Genomic DNA, 17,029 nt, shown 5'->3' with positions numbered 1-17,029 from the left:
GAACCCGAGAGGAACCGCCGCCCGTGCGCTACGCCCTGGTGCCCGATCCGCACGGCCCGGGCGGCCGGCTGCGCCCGCTCGCCGAGGACGGCGCGCCGCTCGGCCCGGCCGAGCAGGTGCCCCGGCTGGCCGAGGCGGTGGCCGCGGTGGAGGCCCGGCACGCGCCGCGCTGGGTGTGGCCGACGGCCGACACCGCGTACGGCCCGCTGCTGGGCGCGCTGCCCGAGCGGGTGGCGCGCTGCCACGACCTGCGGCTGACCGAGGCGCTGCTGCTCGGCCGGGAGGGCCGGTTCGGGGCGCCGCGCTCGCTGGGTGCGGCCTGGGCGCGGCTGCGCGGGCTTCCGGTGCCGGCCGACCTGCCGGAGGGCGCGCTGCCCGACGAGGACGGCCTGTTCGCCCCGGACCGGCTCCAACTGCCGCCCGGCGCAGACCCGTTGGAGGCCGCCGTGGCCGTCCACGCGGAGCAGTTGCGGCGGCTCGCGGCGATCTCCGACCCGGCGGCCCGGTCCCGGTTCCGGCTGCTGGTGGCGGCCGAGTCGGCGGGTGCGCTGCTGGCCTGCGAGATGGCGCACGACGGGCTGCCGTGGCGCGCGGACGTGCACGACGCACTGCTGACCGAGCTGCTCGGCCCGCGCCCGGCCATTCCGGGCACCCTGCCCTCGCGGCTGTCCGAACTCGCGGTGGAGGTGCAGCAGGCGCTGGGCGCCCGGCCGTTCAACCTGGACTCGCATACGCAGGTGATCCGGGCGTTCGCCGACCGCGGCGTCCAGCTGTCCTCCACCCGCTCCTGGGAGTTGAAGGCCGTCGACCACCCGGCGGCGGCCCTGATGGTCCGGTACAAGGAGCTGTCCCGGCTGCACGCCGCGCACGGCTGGGCCTGGCAGGCGCAGTGGGCGCGCGGCGGCCGGTTCCGCCCGGAGTACGTGGTCGGCGGCGTGGTCACCGGCCGCTGGGCGTCCCGCGGCGGCGGCGCGCTGCAGATCCCGCGGACGCTGCGCCGGGCCGTGGTCGCCGACCCGGGCTGGCTGCTGGTGGTCGCGGACGCCGCGCAGCTGGAGCCGCGGGTGCTGGCCGCGCTGTCCGGCGACCGCGGCCTGGCCCGCACCGCCGCCGACGGCGACCTGTACGCCGCGCTCGCCGCCAGCGCCTTCCAGGGCGACCGGGAGAAGGCCAAGCTGGGCCTGCTGGGCGCGATGTACGGCCAGACCGGCGGCGGCATCGGCCCGCTGCTGAACACGCTGCGCCGCCGCTACCCGGACGCGATGGGCTACGTGGAGGCCGCGGCCCGCACCGGCGAGGACGGCGGCGTGGTCTCCTCCCGGCTGGGCCGGGTCTGCCCGCCGCCGTCGGCGGACTGGCTGGACCTCACCGAGGCCCCGGAGTCCGGCGAGGCGGCCGGCCGCTCGGCCCGCGCCCGCGGCCGGTTCACCCGCAACTTCGTCATCCAGGGCAGCGGCGCCGACTGGGCGCTGGCCCTGCTGGCCGCGCTGCGCCGCCGGCTGACCGCGCTGCACTCCGGCGCGGACCGGCCGCACCTGGTGTTCTTCCAGCACGACGAGGTGGTGGTCCACACGCCCGCCGACCTGGCCGACGCGGTCGCCGCCGCCGTCGCCGATTCCGCCGAGGAGGCGACCGCCCTGGTCTTCGGCGACACCCCGGTCCGCTTCCCGCTCAGCACCGCCGTGGTGGACTGCTACGGCGACGCGAAGTGACCGTCCGGCACCAGGTCGCCGGGCCGGGTGATGAGCAGCAGCAGGGCGTCGTCGCCGAGTTCGCCGCCGGTGTGCAGCAGCAGGTCGGCGTAGAGCCCGCCGACGGCGGCCTCCAGCTCGGCGGGTGACCGCCAGCCGTCCTTGACCAGCGGTCCGGCGCGGTCGGCGAGCGGGTAGAACGCGCCGTCGCGGCGGCCCTTGGCCTCGACGACGCCGTCGGTGCACAGCACCAGCACGTCCCGCGGGCCGAACGGGACGCTGCCGGCCCGGGGCTCGCCGGCGGCGAGGTCGGCGAGGCCGAGCGGCAGCCACGGGTCGGCGGCCTCCAGCAGTTCGGTGCGGCCGTCGGCGCGGACCCGCAGCGGCGGGACGTGGCCGAGGTGCAGCAGGTCGATGTGGCCGGGGTCGCGGAACTCGGCGAGCAGCGCGGTGGTGAACTCCCCGTCGGCAACGTGCCGGTGCATGCTGGCCTCGATCCGGGCGGCGACGGCGGGCAGCCCCGTCTCGTCGTAGGCGGCCTCCCGGAACGCGCCGAGCACGACGGCGGCGGTGTGCACCGCGCCGAGGCCCTTGCCGCGGACGTCGCCGACCAGCACCCGGGTGCCGTGCGGGGTGTCCAGGACGGAGTACAGGTCGCCGCCGATCCGGGCGGCGTCCGCGGCGGAGACGTAGCGCACGGCGAGCCGCAGCGGCCCGACGGCCGGCGCGGGATGGCTCAGCAGCGCCCGCTGGGCGGCCTCGGCGACGGAGCTGACGGCGGCGAACGCCTCGGCGCGGCGCATCCGCAGCTCGGCGACCCAGGCGCTGAACGCGCTCACCACGATGTAGCTGACCGTCGCGCCGAACAGGAAGCGGCTGTCGGACGGGTCGCCGACCCGGTCGTAGTAGCGGTTGAGGCCGAGCATCACCATCAGGCCGAGCAGGCAGGCCAGCAGCAGTTCGCGGGGCCTGAGGGTGAGCGCGGCGATGGACGGCACGACCACCATGAGCGGCGCGAGGTAGGTGTTCGGCCCGGCCAGGACGTCGGCCATGATCACCGCGGCGATGGCCAGCAGCGAGGGTGCGGCGCGGCGCAGCGGGGAGAGGTCCTGCAGGTCGGCGGTGAGCAGCGCGTTCCGGCGGCGGGTGGGCGACAGTGCGCCGTCCCCGGTGTCCGCCGCACGGTCCCGGCGCCAGAAGGCCATGTTTCGAACATATCGGACGTTCATCGGCTCCGCCCCGTCCGGACTAGGCTCGGGGTGGAGTCCCGGTCCGTGCCGGCGGAACGCCCCCACCCCTGGACGGAATACCCCAGGGGGGTATGGTGTTCCCTGTCGGTACCAGCAGCGAGCGTCCCGGAGGTCCCCATGTCCAGCACCGTCACCTACACCGTCACCGGCATGAGCTGCGGCCACTGCGAGAAGGCGATCAACGGCGAGGTCTCCGCCCTGCCGGGCGTCACCGCGGTCTCCTCGGACGCCAAGGCCGGCACCGTCACCGTGACCGCCGAGCCCGCGCTCAGCGACGAGCAGATCGCCGCCGCCGTCGACGAGGCCGGCTACGAACTGGTCGGCCGGGCCGCCTGACCCGCCCGCCGGGGCGGCCCGGCCGCCCCGGCGCCCAGCACCGCCGGCAGGAAGAACGAGCCGATGAGCACCAGCACCGATCCCACCGCCCCGGCCGGGCGCCGGGACCGCGTCGAGCTGACGATCGGCGGCATGACCTGCGCGTCCTGCGCCGCCCGCATCGAGAAGAAGCTCAACCGGCTCGACGGCGTCGCGGCCGGCGTCAACTTCGCCACCGGGAAGGCCCGGGTGGACTTCGGCCCCGGCACCACCGTCGCCGAGCTGATCGCCGCCGTCGAACGGACCGGCTACACCGCCGAACTCCCGCCCGAGCCCGCCGCGCCGGAGCCCGGCCCGCGCCCGCACCCGACCCGCTGCGCGACCGGCTGCTGATCAGCGCCGCGCTCAGCGTCCCCGTGGTGCTGCTCTCGATGGTCCCGGCCCTGCAGTTCGACGACTGGCAGTGGCTGGCCTTCGCCCTCACCGGCCCCGTCGTGGTGTACGGCGGCCTGCCGTTCCACCGCGCCGCCTGGACCAACGCCCGGCACGGCGCCGCCACCATGGACACCCTGGTCTCGCTCGGCACCCTGGCCGCCTTCGGCTGGTCCGTGTGGGCGCTGTTCCTGGGGGACGCCGGGATGCCGGGCATGCGGCACTCCTTCGCCTTCACCGTCGGCCCGGCCGACGCCTCCTCCGCCCTGTACCTGGAGACCGCGGCCGGCGTCACCACGCTGATCCTGCTCGGCCGCCGGCTGGAGGACCGCTCCAAGCGCCGCGCGGGCGCCGCCCTGCACGCCCTGCTCGACCTCGGCGCGAAGGACGTGGCGGTGCTGCGCGACGGCCGCGAGGTCCGCGTCCCGGTCGGGCAACTCGCCGTCGGGGACCGGTTCGTGGTCCGCCCGGGCGAGAAGATCGCCACCGACGGCACCGTGGTCGAGGGCGGCTCCGCCGTGGACGCCTCCATGCTCACCGGCGAGTCCGTGCCGGTCGAGGTGTCCGTCGGCGACCCCGTCACCGGCGCCACCGTCAACGCGGGCGGCCGACTGGTGGTCGAGGCCACCCGGGTCGGCGGCGACACCCGGCTCGCGCAGCTGGCGAAGCTGGTCGCGGACGCCCAGAACGGCAAGGCCGCCGCCCAGCGCCTCGCCGACCGGATCTCCGCCGTCTTCGTGCCGGCCGTCGTGCTGATCGCCCTCGGCACCCTGGCCGCCTGGCTGGCGCTCTCCGGCAACCCCGCCGAGGCGTTCACCGCCGCCGTCGCGGTGCTGATCATCGCCTGCCCCTGCGCCCTCGGCCTGGCCACCCCGACCGCCCTGCTGGTCGGCACCGGCCGCGGCGCCCAGCTCGGCATCCTGATCAAGGGCCCCGAGGTGCTGGAGAACACCCGCCGGGCCGACACCGTCCTCCTCGACAAGACCGGCACCGTGACCACCGGCCGGATGACGCTGGTCGGCGTGCACACCGCCGACGGCACCACCGAGGACGAGGCGCTGCGGCTGGCCGGCGCGCTGGAGCACGCCTCCGAGCACCCGATCGCCCGGGCCGTGGCCGACGCCGCGCAGGAGCGCCTCGGCGGGCTGCCCGCCGTCACCGGCTTCCGCAGCATCCCGGGCCTCGGCGTCCGCGGCACCGTGGACGGCCGCCGGGTGCTGGCCGGCCGCGCCGCGCTGCTCGCCGGCCCGCCCGTGCCGCCGGCCCTGGCCGCCGTCGGCGCCGCCGCCGAGCGGGCCGGCCGCACCGCCGTCACCGTCGCCTGGGACGGCCAGGCGCGGGCCGTGCTGGAGGTGGCGGACGCGGTGAAGCCGACCAGTGCGGAGGCGATCGCCGAGCTGCGGGCGCTGGGCCTGCGGCCGGTGCTGCTGACCGGCGACAACCGGCTGGTGGCGGAGTCGGTGGCGGCCGAGGTCGGGATCCCCGCCGAGGACGTGATCGCCGAGGTGCTGCCGGAGGACAAGGTCGCCACCGTGCAGCGGCTCCAGGCCGAGGGCCGCACCGTGGCGATGGTCGGCGACGGCGTCAACGACGCGGCCGCCCTCGCCCAGGCCGACCTGGGCCTGGCGATCGGCACCGGCACCGACGCGGCGATCGAGGCCGCCGACCTGACCCTGGTCCGCGGCGACCTGCGCTCCGCCGCCGACGCGATCCGGCTCTCGCGCCGGACCCTGGCCACCATCAAGGGCAACCTGTTCTGGGCCTTCGCCTACAACGTCGCCGCGATCCCGCTGGCCGCCGCCGGCCTGCTCAACCCGATGATCGCCGGCGCGGCGATGGCCTTCTCCTCGGTCTTCGTGGTCACCCACAGCCTGCGGCTGCGCGGCTTCCAGCCGTCCTGACGGGCCGTCGGCGACGGACCGTCAGCGGCCGAGCAGTTCGCCGCCGTTGCAGTGCAGGATCTCGCCGGTGATGAACCCGGCCTCCGCGGAGGCGAGGAAGCACACGGCGGCGGCGACCTCCCCGGACTCGCCGATCCGGCCGAGCAGGGTGCGCGCCGAGCGGCGGGCCACCTCCGCCTCGTCCAGTCGCGGCCCGAAGAACTCGGTGCCCGCCACGGTGCCGGGCGCGACGATGTTGGCGGTGATGCCGGACGGGCCGAGCTGGGCCGCCAGGAAGTGGTTCCAGGCGTGCAGCGAGGCCTTCGCCGCCCCGTAGGAGCCGGCCCGCGCAGGGCGGCGATCGAGGAGACGGTGATGACCCGGCCGGAGCCGGGGGTGAGCCGGTCGCGGACGGACTCGGTGAGCAGCACGGCGGTCAGCACGTTGCGCTCGAAGTCGCCGCGCCAGCGGGCCAGCACGGCGTGCGGGCCGGCGCCGAACACGGTCTCCCGGCTGCCGGCGTTGTTGACCAGCACGTCGATCCGGGCGGGCAGCGCGTCCAGCGCGGCCTCCACGGCGTCCGGGTCGGCGAGGTCGCACACCAGCGGGGTGACGTTGGGTCCGAGTTCCGCGGCGGCGTGGTCGAGGACGCCGGGGCGGCGGCCGACGATCACCACCCGCTCGCCGTCCTCGGCGAAGCGCCGGGCCACCTCAAGGCCGATGCCGGTGCCTCCACCGGTGACGACGACGTTCCTGGCCATAGCGCGCTCCCTCCCTGACCGTTCACCGCTCAGCGGATGGCAGGCGGTCCGTACCGGATTGCCACGATTCCTATCACGCTGGGTTGCGGTCTCTGCGGGGTGGGTGACGCCGCACACCCGGCGTGCGGTGTGATATGCGCTCCGCCGTCCGGGTGCGCGGATGCACACGGAGAGTGGAGAGAGGCAACTCACACCCCCCTGGCGTAACTCTGCGCCCCCTGATACGTCTTACCTTTTGTAGAGCGGGGCTCCGGCGGGCCCCGACGGGTCGTCGATTCGTCGACGGTCCTCGCGCACGGCGCCGGGCCGGATCCGGGAGCCCGGGGATGCTTTGAGCGGCCGTTCCCCGCCCGGGATCGTCCCGGGCGCCGTGCGCCCCACCTCGTCATACGCGGAGGGGCCCGGCCCCCGCCCCCTCATCGGGTGGCGGGGCCGGGCCCCTTCGTGCTGCTGCGGTTCGCTCAGCGGGCGTCGAGCGGCACGTAGTCGCGGATCTCCACGCCGGTGTAGATCTGGCGCGGGCGGCCGATCCGGCTGGTCGGGTCCTTGATCATCTCGTGCCAGTGGGCGATCCAGCCGGGGAGCCGGCCGAGCGCGAACAGCACGGTGAACATGCTGGTCGGGAAGCCCATCGCGCGGTAGATCAGACCCGTGTAGAAGTCCACGTTCGGGTACAGCTTGCGCGAGACGAAGAAGTCGTCCTTGAGCGCGTGCTCCTCCAGCTTGAGGGCGATGTCGAGCAGCTCGTCGGACTTGCCGAGCTGGCCGAGCACCTCGTGGGCGAGCACCTTGACCTGCGCGGCGCGCGGGTCGAACGCCTTGTAGACGCGGTGGCCGAAGCCCATCAGCTTGACGCCGTCCTCGCGGTTCTTCACCTTGCGGATGAAGGCGTCGACGTCGCCGCCGTCGTTCTTGATCTGCTCCAGCATCTCCAGCACGGCCTGGTTGGCGCCGCCGTGCAGCGGGCCCCAGAGCGCCGAGATGCCCGCCGAGATCGAGGCGAACAGGTTGGCGTGCGAGGAGCCGACCAGACGCACCGTCGAGGTGGAGCAGTTCTGCTCGTGGTCCGCGTGCAGGATGAGCAGCTTGTCCAGGGCGTTGACCACGACCGGGTTCAGCTCGTAGTCCTCGGCCGGGACGGCGAAGGTCATCCGCAGGAAGTTCTCGACGTAGCCGAGGTCGTTGCGCGGGTAGACGAAGGGCTGGCCGACCGCCTTCTTGTACGCGTACGCCGCGATCGTCGGCAGCTTCGCCAGCAGGCGGACCGTCGACAGGTGGCGCTGGGCCGCGTCGAACGGGTTGTGGCTCTCCGGGTAGAAGGTGGAGAGCGCGCCGACCACCGAGGACAGCATCGCCATCGGGTGCGCGTCCCGCGGGAAGCCCTGGAAGAAGCGCTTGACGTCCTCGTGCAGCAGGGTGTGCTGGGTGATCTCGGTGCTGAACGCCGACAGCTGCTCCGCGTTCGGCAGCTCACCGTTGATCAGCAGGTAGGCGGTCTCGATGAAGTTGGCCTCGCCGGCCAGCTGCTCGATCGGGTAGCCGCGGTAGCGCAGGATTCCGGCGTCACCGTCAATGAAGGTGATCGCGGACTTGTTGGCGGCGGTGTTGCCGAAACCGTTGTCCAGGGTGACCAGGCCGGTCTGCGGAAGCAGCTTCGAGATGTCGAAGCCGGCGTTGCCCGCAGTGCTCTCGACGACGGGGTACTCGTACTCGCCGTCCTGGTACCGCAGTACTACCGATTTGTCGCTCACGTCTTCCTCACCGACGAAATTTGATCCTCATCCGACTGCCCTGACTGTCTCAACGATCCCCCACCCGAAGGACGGCCGCGCACCGGGGGTGACCCCGGAAAGGACCAGGGCCTACAAACTCTGCTGCCGCAGCCGGTGCGAACCGGACAAGATCGGCACCAGACCAGGTTCCGCCCTAAATCTCTTCACGTCAAGACAACCTCTGGACGTACCGTACCCCCTGAACCACGCCCGGCAGCCAATCTGTGGTCCAGCGCGGAGTGCCGCCGACCGGCGCTCACCGCCCGCACCGCCTGCCCGATCGCCTTCCTGGATCCCACCAGCACCACCAGCTTCTTCGCCCGTGTCACCGCCGTGTACAGCAGGTTGCGCTGGAGCATCGTCCACGCCGAGGTCGTGACGGGAATCACCACGGCCGGGTACTCGCTGCCCTGGGAGCGGTGGATCGTCACCGCGTACGCGTGCGCCAGCTCGTCCAGCTCGTCGAAGTCGTACGGCACCTCCTCGTCCTCGTCCGTCATCACCGTCAGTCGCTGGTCGTCCACACTGAGCGAGGTCACGACGCCCACCGTGCCGTTGAAGACGCCGCTGCGCCCCTTCTCGTAGTTGTTGCGGATCTGCGTCACCTTGTCGCCGACCCGGAACGTCCGCCCGCCGAAGCGGCGTTCGGGCAGGCCCTCGCGGGCCGGGGTGACGGCCGACTGGAGCAGCGTGTTCAGCGCCCCCGCGCCCGCCGGGCCGCGGTTCATCGGGGCCAGCACCTGGACGTCGCGGCGCGCGTCCAGCCCGAAGCGCTGCGGGATGCGGCGGGCCACCACGTCCACCGTCAGGCCGGCCGCGCGCTCCGCGTCGTCCTCCGCGAACAGGAAGAAGTCCGGCAGGCCGTCGGTCAGCGGCGGCAGGCCCTCGTTGATCCGGTGCGCGTTCACCACCACGCCCGACTGCTGGGCCTGCCGGAAGATCCGGGTCAGCCGCACCGACGGGATCGGGCTGCCGGCCGACAGCAGGTCGCGCAGCACCTCGCCCGCGCCCACCGACGGCAGCTGGTCCACGTCCCCCACGAACAGCAGGTGCGCGCCCGGCGCGACCGCCTTGACCAGCTTGTTCGCCAGGATCAGGTCCAGCATCGAGGCCTCGTCGACCACCACCAGGTCCGCGTCCAGCGGCCGGTCCCGGTCGTACGCGGCGTCCCCGCCGGGCTTCAGCTCCAGCAGCCGGTGCACCGTGCACGCCTCCGCGCCGGTCAGCTCCGCCAGCCGCTTCGCCGCCCGGCCGGTCGGCGCCGCCAGCACCACCTTCGCCCGCTTCGCCAGCGCCAGCTGCACGATCGACTTCACCGTGAACGACTTGCCGCAGCCCGGCCCGCCGGTCAGCACCGCGACCTTCTCGGTCAGCGCGAGCCGCACCGACTGCTCCTGCTCCGGGGCGAGTTCGGCCCCGGTGCGCTTCGCCAACCAGCCCAGCGCGGCCGGCCAGTCCACGCCCCGGAACCACGGCAGCCGGTCCTCGTCCGCCCGCAGCAGCCGCAGCAGCTGGCCCGCCAGCGAGATCTCCGCCCGGTGGAACGGCACCAGGTACACCGCCGTGACCTCCTGCCCGTCCCCGCCCGGCAGCCGCTCGCGCACCACCCCCTCCGCCGCGACCAGCTCGGCCAGGCAGTCGATCACCAGCCCGACGTCCACCTGCAGCAGCTTCACGCCGTCCGCGATCAGCCGCTCCTCCGGCAGGTAGCAGTGCCCCTGGTCGGTGGACTGCGACAGCGCGTACTGCAGGCCGGCCTTCACCCGCTCCGGCGAGTCGTGCGGGATCCCCACCGCCTGCGCGATCCGGTCCGCCGTCAGGAACCCGATGCCCCACACGTCCGCCGCCAGCCGGTACGGCTGGTTCTTCACCACCCCGATCGACGCGTCCGCGTACTGCTTGTAGATCCGCACCGCCAGCGAGGTCGACACCCCGACGCTCTGCAGGAAGACCATCACCTCCTTGATGGACTTCTGCTCCTCCCACGCCGCGGCGATCATCTTCGTCCGCTTCGGCCCGAGGCCCGGCACCTCGATCAGCCGCTTCGGCTCGTTCTCGATCACCTCCAGGGTCTCCACCCCGAAGCGCTCCACGATCCGCTCCGCGAACCGCGGCCCGATCCCCTTGATCAGTCCCGAGCCCAGGTACCGCTGGATGCCCTGCACGGTGGCCGGCAGCACCGTCGTGTAGTTCTCCACCGTGAACTGCCGCCCGTACTGCGGGTGCGAGCCCCACCGGCCGAACAGCCGCAGGCTCTCCCCCACCTGCGCCCCGAGCAGCGCCCCCACCACCGTCAGCAGGTCGTTCGCGCCCCGGCCGGTGTCCACCCGCGCGACCGTGTACCCCGTCTCCTCGTTGGCGTACGTGATCCGCTCCAGGACCCCCTCCACCTGCGCCAGCTGCACCGGACACCTCACCCGCAATCAGGACACACCGCCGCGAGGAAAGGTACTCCGCCCGACCGACACGGCGGGGCCGTTCCGCACGCACGGCGGGACCGTGCGAACCGCCGCACGGCCCCGCCGGTGCCCACACCCCTCTACTGCGCGCCCTCGCCGAGGCGCAGCAGCTGCGGCACCCGCCGACGCCCCGTCACCCCCTCCAGGGCCGCCGCGCACGGCACCAGGACCAGCAGCGCCAGGGCCGCGACGGCGATCGACACCCAGTCCGGCGCGAACGCCGGCGCGCCCGGACCCGCCGTGAACGCGCGCAGCTCCAGCGCCGGGCCCAGCAGCCACGGCAGGCCCAGGCCGAGCACCGTCCCGCCGATCACCGCCGCCGCCATCACCGGGAGCAGCTGCACCAGTTGGACGCCGGCCGCGGCCCGCGCCCCCAGCCCCAGCGTGCGCAGGTACGCCAGCATCCGGCCGCGTTCGGCGGAGCCGAGCAGCAGCTCCAGCACCACCGCGGCGAGCCCCAGCAGCAGGCCGATCGCCGCCGCCGCCCGGAACGCCAGCTCCAGCGCGGCGACCAGGCCGTCGTCCGCGGACTCCGCCAACTCCCCCGTCAGATCCCGCACTTCGACCGGCGCGCCGCGCAGCACCGCACCGCCGGCCGCGCCCGCCCCGCCCGCGCCCGCGGTCGCCGCCGAGGCCGCCACCACGGCCCGCAGCCGCGCCCCGTCGATCCGCTGCGCACCGGCCGCCGAGCCCGGCTGCCCGGGCGCGGCGAACAGCACGGCCGCGTTGCGCTGCCCGGTCTGCTTGGGCAGCCGTTCCGCGGCGGGACCGCCGAACACCAGCAGCGGACCGCCGCCGACCTCGCCGACCACCGGCCCGATCGCCCGGTCCCGTTCCGCCCCCGCGGGCAGCACCCCGACGATCCGGACCCGGAACCGGGTCGCCCCGGCGTCCGCGTCGAACGACCCGTCCGGGAACCGCGCCGCGGTCCGCGCGTCGGCCAGCGCGGGCAGTTCCGCGCCCGCCACCAGCGGCGCCGACAGGCCCGCCGCGGACAGCGCCGCCGCCACCGGGGAGCCCGGCTCCAGCCCGGCCAGCACCGCCTGGTCGACCCCGACCAGACCCACCCCCTTGACCACCGCGCCGTCCTCGTCCGAGGTCAGCGCCGCCACGCCGCCGCGCACCGGAAGCACCCCGCCGACCCCCGACACCTTCGCCAACTCCTCCAGCGGAAGCGGCCGTTGCGACGGCCCCAGGACGACCGCGTCACCGCCGGTGCGCCACTCGGCGGCCTCCACCCGGCCGTGCCGCACCGTCCCCGACACCAGCGCGCCGAACACCGCGCAGGACAGCGCGGGCACCAGCACCAGCAGCGCCGTCGCCGCCGCCGCGGACCGCCGCCCGGCCTGCGCCAGGCCGACCAGCGCCACCGTGCCGCGCCCGCGCCGCGCCCACCCCGTCAGCAGCCGCAGCGGCACCGGATACACCCGCAGCACCACCACCACCGCTGCCAGGCCCAACAGCACCGGCACCAGCGCCAGTTGGGGATCCGGCTCGGCCGTCCCCGGCGGCACCGCACCGCGCAGCCGCAACTGCAGCACGCCCGCACCCGCCAGCAGCAGCACCCCGCCCTCCAGCACCGCCCGCCCGGACAGGCCCAACACCCGCTTCACACCCCGCCGTCGCACCGGCTCCCGGCCCGCCCGGCGGGCCGCCCGGCCCAGCCACCACACCGCCGCCGCCGGCGCGCCCGCCACCAGCACGGCCGCCGCCACCGCCGGCCACCAACCGCCCAACGGCCGCTCCCCGACCAGCGATCCGGACAGCAGCCGACCCGCCAGCACCCCCGCCAGGACGACCGGAACGGCCTCCAGCAGCCGCACCGCCGCGAGCGCGGGCTCACCCGCCCCGCGCGCCCGCTGGAGCGCCAGCGCCCCCTCCCGGCGCCGCGCCCCGAGCCGGGCCGCCGCCACCGCCGTTGACACCCCGATCGCCAACAGCCCGGCCAGCGCGAACGACTGCAGCGACACCGTCCGGGCCCGCTGCTCCGCGAACCGGTCCACCACCGCCGACAGCCGCTGCTGCACCTGCGGCGGCGTCACCGTCCGCACCCCCGCCGAACACGGCATCGCGTCCGACACGATCTCGCCGCACACCTTGTCCACCGCCGCCCGGGTGAAGCCCCGCGCCCCGGCCGCCAACTCCCGCACGCCCGCGGCCGTGCCGCCGTTCCCCCACGGCTGCTCCGCCACCCCGAACGTCCAGGTCGCCGACACCGACAGCGAGCCGCGCGCCTCCAGCGCCTCCAGCCCCGCCGGCGCCACCATCGCCTGCCCGTAGCGGACGTACCCGCTCGGCACCGCCGCGTCCATCGGCTCGTTCAGCAAAGGGAGTTGACGCCACAGGTCGTCCGCGCCGTCGAGCGGCGCGAACTCGCCGACCACCAGCGCCCCGGTGGCGCCCGTCGGCCCGGACAGCAGCACCTGCTGTCCCACCCTCAGCCCGAACTGCTCCATTCCCGCACGGGACAGCGCCACCTCGACCGGCGCCTCCTTCGCCGCGTCCGGCCGGCCCGGCGCCCGGCCCGCCACCCACCGCACCCGGTCCGCGGCGTCCTGCGCGTACGCCAGCGACAGCGACGCGGCGTTGCCGTGCGGCCGGGCCACGCCCGCCCCCGACAGCTCCAGGCCGCCGGACTCCGCCCAGCCCGACACCCGCACCAGGGCCCGCGCCAACTCCCCCGACGCACCCTGCCGCAGCTCCTCCCCGACCCGCGACAGGTCGCTGTCCATCGTCCCGAACTGCGGTGCCGTGGACGCCCCCCAGAAGTCCCGCGGCGCCTTCAGCGTCGCCCGCGCCGTCACCAGCGGACCGTCCGCCTGCGCCGCCGTCAGCCGGCGGCCCAGCTCCTTCGTCGACAGGGTGTCGAACACCGGCGGCCACAGCAGCGTCGCCATCGTCAGCACCACCGACAGGACCGCCAGCACCACCAGCACCGGCCACCCCGTCCGGGCCTCCCGCAGCGCCGGACGCCAACCCCCGAACCCGCCCCGCCCGTTCATCCGTTCTCCCCCGCCCGCAGCTCACGCGCCAGATCGACCCGCGCCAACATCCGCGACAGCACCAGCACCACCGTGCCGACCCCGAGGCCGGTCGCCAGCACCACCAGCGCCGTCCACCCCCAACCCACCGTCAACTCCAGCGCCGGGAACACCGCCCGGCCACCGCCGTCGACCATGATCAACGGCAGCACCACCGCCGCCAACGCCACCCCCAGCGCCCCACCCAGCAACACCGAGAAACCCACCACCGCCAACTGCTCCAGCCGCAGCACCCCGGCCAACTGCCGGCGCCGCACCCCGATCGCCCGCAGCACCGCGAACTCCCGCCGCCGCGACCGCGCCGAACCCACCGCGTGCACCGTGAACCCGGCCACCGCGAACACCGGCGACAACGCCAACGACAGCACCAGCGCACTGCGCCGACCCGAGCGGAACGGATCCTCGGCCATCGCCGCCGCCCGCGACCCGACACTCTCCACCCGACCCAGCCGCGGATCCGCCGCGATGGCCCGCTCCGCCTGCGCCATCCCGGACTTCGACCCCGCAGCGAGCAGCCACGCCTCGTCCGACACCGGCGGCAGCCCCATCCCGGCCCGCGCCGCCGACAGCGCCGGCAGATCCACCAGCATCTGCGCCTGCTCCCGGTCGCCACCGCCCGGCAACTCCGGCAGCACACCGACGATCCGCAGCCCGAACTGGTCCTCCGCACCGGCCGTCAGCCGCACCTCGCCGCCGATCCCGAACCGGACCTTCCGCGCGAACGCCTCGTTCACCAGCGCCGGCACCGCGTAACCCGCCACCGGCATGCCCTGCACCCGCTTCGGCGTCCCCGGCGGCACCAGCCCGAAGGCCACCCCGTCCACCGCCTCGCCCTGCGTCGGGTCCGCCCCGCGCACCACCGCCGACAGCAGACCCTCCGACGGCTGCGACACCTCGCACACCCCGGCGTCGATCCGCCGCGACTCCTGCTCCCCGCCCGGCGCCCCCGGACACCCCAGGCCGCCCACCCGGACGTCCCCGCGCGTCACGTTCACCCAGCGCGCCCCGGCCGGCACCGTCGCTCCCTCGACCGCCGACACCGTCAGCCGGAAGGTCGCCCGCGGAAAGCCCCGCGCCGCCGTCCGCAACCTCAACTGCGTGATCTGCAACGGGTAGTTCAGCGACCCGGACGCCAACGGAAGCGACACCGTCCGCGCCGCCCCGTCCGCCGTCAGCTCCGCCTGAACCTCCGTCACCAGGCCGCTCGCATCCTCCACCTGCGCCGCCAGCCACACCGGACCCACCCGGTCCGCCGCCGACACCGCCAACCGCACCCGCACCTCCGAAGGACGCCCCTGCAAGGGCATCCCGTGCACCGGCAGCTCCTCCCGCAGCGACGCCAACTGGCCCGCCAGCGAACCCTGTTCGAGATCCGACCGGACGGCCGGCACCGCATGCACCCACGCCCCCGACGCCATCCGCTCCGAGGTCGCCAACGGCTGCACCGCCGCCGAATCCACCGCCAGCACCGACGTCTGCACACCCTGCACCTGACCCGCCACCGAGGCCACCGGAGTCACCCCCGCCACCCCCGGAATCCCGGCCAGCGCCGCCCGCCGCACCCCCGACGGCAACTCGCCGCCCGTCACCCGCAGATCCGCACCCAGAGCGAACGCCGCCCGGTCCCGATCGCTCGTCCCCTCACCCGCGATCGCCGTCGTCGTCAACGCCCCCACCGCCAGCGCCAACGCCATCAACAGCACCGGCGCCGCCTGACCCGCCCGGCCACGACTCACCTGCCAGCCGCTCAACGGCGCCACCAGACCCCGGCCGCGACGCGCCAAGGACTCCAACGCCCGCCCCACCGGCGGCAACAGCCTGAGCAGCAGCAACGCCGCCGCCACCGTCATCACCACCGGAGCCGCCACCAGCACCGGATCGAACCCCACCGCACTCGACGCCGGACTCAACAGGCCCTCGTACTGCCGCAGTTGCAGATACGCCAGGACCGCCACCGCCGCCAGCACCAGATCCGCCCCGGCCCGCTGCGCCACCGCCCGCCGCGGACTGCGCGACGGCGTCTCCCGCTCGCCGCCGTCCGCCGTCCACGCCACCGGCAGCAGCGCCGCACACCCGTGCAGCACCAGCGCCACCCCGGCCACCGCCCACGCCGCCGCACCCGCCGCCTCCGCGGCCGCGCCCTCCACCGGCAGCCCCAGCCGCTCCAGCAACCGCAGCAACGGCCCCGCGACCCACACCCCCAGCAGCGCCGCCGGCACCGTGCACAGCGCCCACTCCAACGCCGCACCACCCAGCAACCTCGCCCGGCCCGCACCCCGGGCCAGCTGCAACAGCAGCTCCGCCCGTCGGAAGTCCGTCAGTTGACGCGCCGTCAGCACCATCGTCACCGCCGACAGCACCCCCAGCAGCGTCACCGGCACCAGCATCCCCGACCGCGCCACCATCATCGGCGTCCGCAGATCGTTCAACGCCGCCGGCAGATCGCTCGCCGCCCGCACCCCCTGCAACGACGGCTCCGCACCCCGGAACACCGCGCGGGACGCGTCACCCCCCGTCAGCCGCTCCACCCGCTCCCGCAGCAGCCCCAGCCACTCCGGCCGCAACTGCCCCGGCTCCGGCACCGCCGTCCACTCCACGTCCACCTGGTCGCGCAGCAGCGGATGCGTCCGCAGCAACTCCTGCGAGGCCAGCACCAACCCCGCCGGCGAGTCCACCGAGGACGTCGCGCCCCACGCCCGCCACAACCGCTCCGCACCCGGCAACTCCCGATACACGCCGCTCACCGTCACCGACAGCACCCCACCCGCGGACAGCGCCAACGGCACCTTCGCCCCCGGCGACACCGCCAGCCAACGCGCCGCCGACTCCGACAGCGCCACCTGCTCCAGCCCCGTCGGCCAGGCCCCCTGCGCCAGCTCCGCGACCCGCTGCGGCTCCGTCACCGCCAGCGGCACCACCGCCAGCCCCAACGAGGACGCCTCCGCCCCCGCCGCCTTCGGCAACGGCGTCCGCAACGGCATCGACCCGTGCAGCACCTGGTCGATCTCCGCCCGCATCCCCGGCAGCGCCCGGTGCAACGCCGCCCGCATCTGCGCGTCCGCGGCCGTGTCCCCGCCCTCGACGTACCGCCCGGACAACGACACCGACAGCCGCGGATCCGCCACCAGCCGGTGCCGCATCCCCTGCGTCACCGAACTCCCCGTCAACGCCGTCAGCGCGGTCAGCACCGCCACCGCCACCAGCACCGTGACCGCCGCGGCCCCCAGCACCACCCCGTGCTGCCCGCCCGCCGCACCCCCGCGGGCGCACCCCACCCGTCCGACCCCATGTCCCCCGAAGTCCTTCCGTCCGCCGATGGTCTGGACCAATCTTGTGACGGGCAGTCTGCCGCCAACACCCCGCCCAGACAACAACCCACCGATCACGGACCGGACTCGTTCCACGGCCGCCGGCCGAAAAGCCCCCGG

Annotated in this window: 7 protein-coding genes and 2 pseudogenes; 3 read left to right on the top strand and 6 right to left on the bottom strand. The window is 75.1% G+C overall.

Annotation, left to right across the window (positions count from 1 at the left end; genetic code table 11):
• Positions 1-23: 23 nt before the first annotated feature.
• Positions 24-1,712, top strand: coding sequence for a bifunctional 3'-5' exonuclease/DNA polymerase (locus KCH_RS25755; RefSeq protein ID WP_051653446.1), 1,689 nt, complete (start codon positions 24-26; stop codon positions 1,710-1,712).
• Here the strand turns inward: KCH_RS25755 and KCH_RS25750 are convergent.
• Positions 1,694-2,896: a PP2C family protein-serine/threonine phosphatase gene (locus KCH_RS25750; protein WP_051653445.1), complete on the bottom strand. Its 1,203-nt coding sequence runs from the start codon at positions 2,894-2,896 to the stop codon at positions 1,694-1,696. The two genes, KCH_RS25755 and KCH_RS25750, sit on opposite strands and share 19 nt — an antisense overlap.
• Before the next feature lie 162 nt (positions 2,897-3,058).
• Between KCH_RS25750 and KCH_RS25745 the strand changes: the two genes are divergently transcribed.
• Positions 3,059-3,277, top strand: coding sequence for a heavy-metal-associated domain-containing protein (locus tag KCH_RS25745; protein ID WP_035866891.1), 219 nt, complete (start codon positions 3,059-3,061; stop codon positions 3,275-3,277).
• Positions 3,278-3,340: 63 nt separating this feature from the next.
• Positions 3,341-5,589, top strand: a pseudogene (locus KCH_RS25740) (heavy metal translocating P-type ATPase).
• Between the two features lie 21 nt (positions 5,590-5,610).
• Here KCH_RS25740 and KCH_RS25735 read toward each other — a convergent pair.
• The 5 genes and pseudogenes from KCH_RS25735 to KCH_RS46185 form a co-directional block, all read right to left on the bottom strand.
• Positions 5,611-6,329 (bottom strand): annotated as a pseudogene (locus KCH_RS25735) (SDR family NAD(P)-dependent oxidoreductase).
• 461 nt (positions 6,330-6,790) lie between these two features.
• A complete protein-coding gene (locus KCH_RS25730) occupies positions 6,791-8,080 on the bottom strand; it encodes a citrate synthase (RefSeq protein WP_035866889.1) in 1,290 nt (429 codons plus the stop codon).
• Between the two features lie 185 nt (positions 8,081-8,265).
• On the bottom strand, positions 8,266-10,506 hold the full coding sequence (recD2, locus tag KCH_RS25725; RefSeq protein WP_035866886.1) for an SF1B family DNA helicase RecD2: 2,241 nt from the start codon (positions 10,504-10,506) through the stop codon (positions 8,266-8,268).
• A 134-nt stretch (positions 10,507-10,640) separates the two neighbouring features.
• A complete protein-coding gene (locus tag KCH_RS25720) occupies positions 10,641-13,562 on the bottom strand; it encodes a hypothetical protein (RefSeq protein ID WP_157032196.1) in 2,922 nt (973 codons plus the stop codon).
• Positions 13,559-16,987 (bottom strand): FtsX-like permease family protein, encoded by a 3,429-nt coding sequence (locus tag KCH_RS46185; RefSeq protein ID WP_157032195.1) that lies wholly within the window; start codon positions 16,985-16,987, stop codon positions 13,559-13,561. Before KCH_RS46185 ends, KCH_RS25720 begins: the two co-directional genes overlap by 4 nt.
• Positions 16,988-17,029 lie beyond the last annotated feature (42 nt).

This window comes from Kitasatospora cheerisanensis KCTC 2395, assembly GCF_000696185.1.
Classification (GTDB): Bacteria; Actinomycetota; Actinomycetes; order Streptomycetales; family Streptomycetaceae; genus Kitasatospora; species Kitasatospora cheerisanensis.
The sequence above is the reverse complement of the archived record's forward strand: the minus strand, read 5'-3'. Positions and strand labels throughout refer to the sequence as shown.

What these genes read in the sequence shown, in the direction of transcription:
- KCH_RS25750 (WP_051653445.1), bottom strand. Translation starts at nt 2,896, where the DNA reads ATGGCCTTCTGGCGCCGGGACCGTGCGGCGGACACCGGGGACGGCGCA.
- KCH_RS25745 (WP_035866891.1), top strand. Translation starts at nt 3,059, where the DNA reads ATGTCCAGCACCGTCACCTACACCGTCACCGGCATGAGCTGCGGCCAC.
- KCH_RS25720 (WP_157032196.1), bottom strand. Translation starts at nt 13,562, where the DNA reads ATGAACGGGCGGGGCGGGTTCGGGGGTTGGCGTCCGGCGCTGCGGGAG.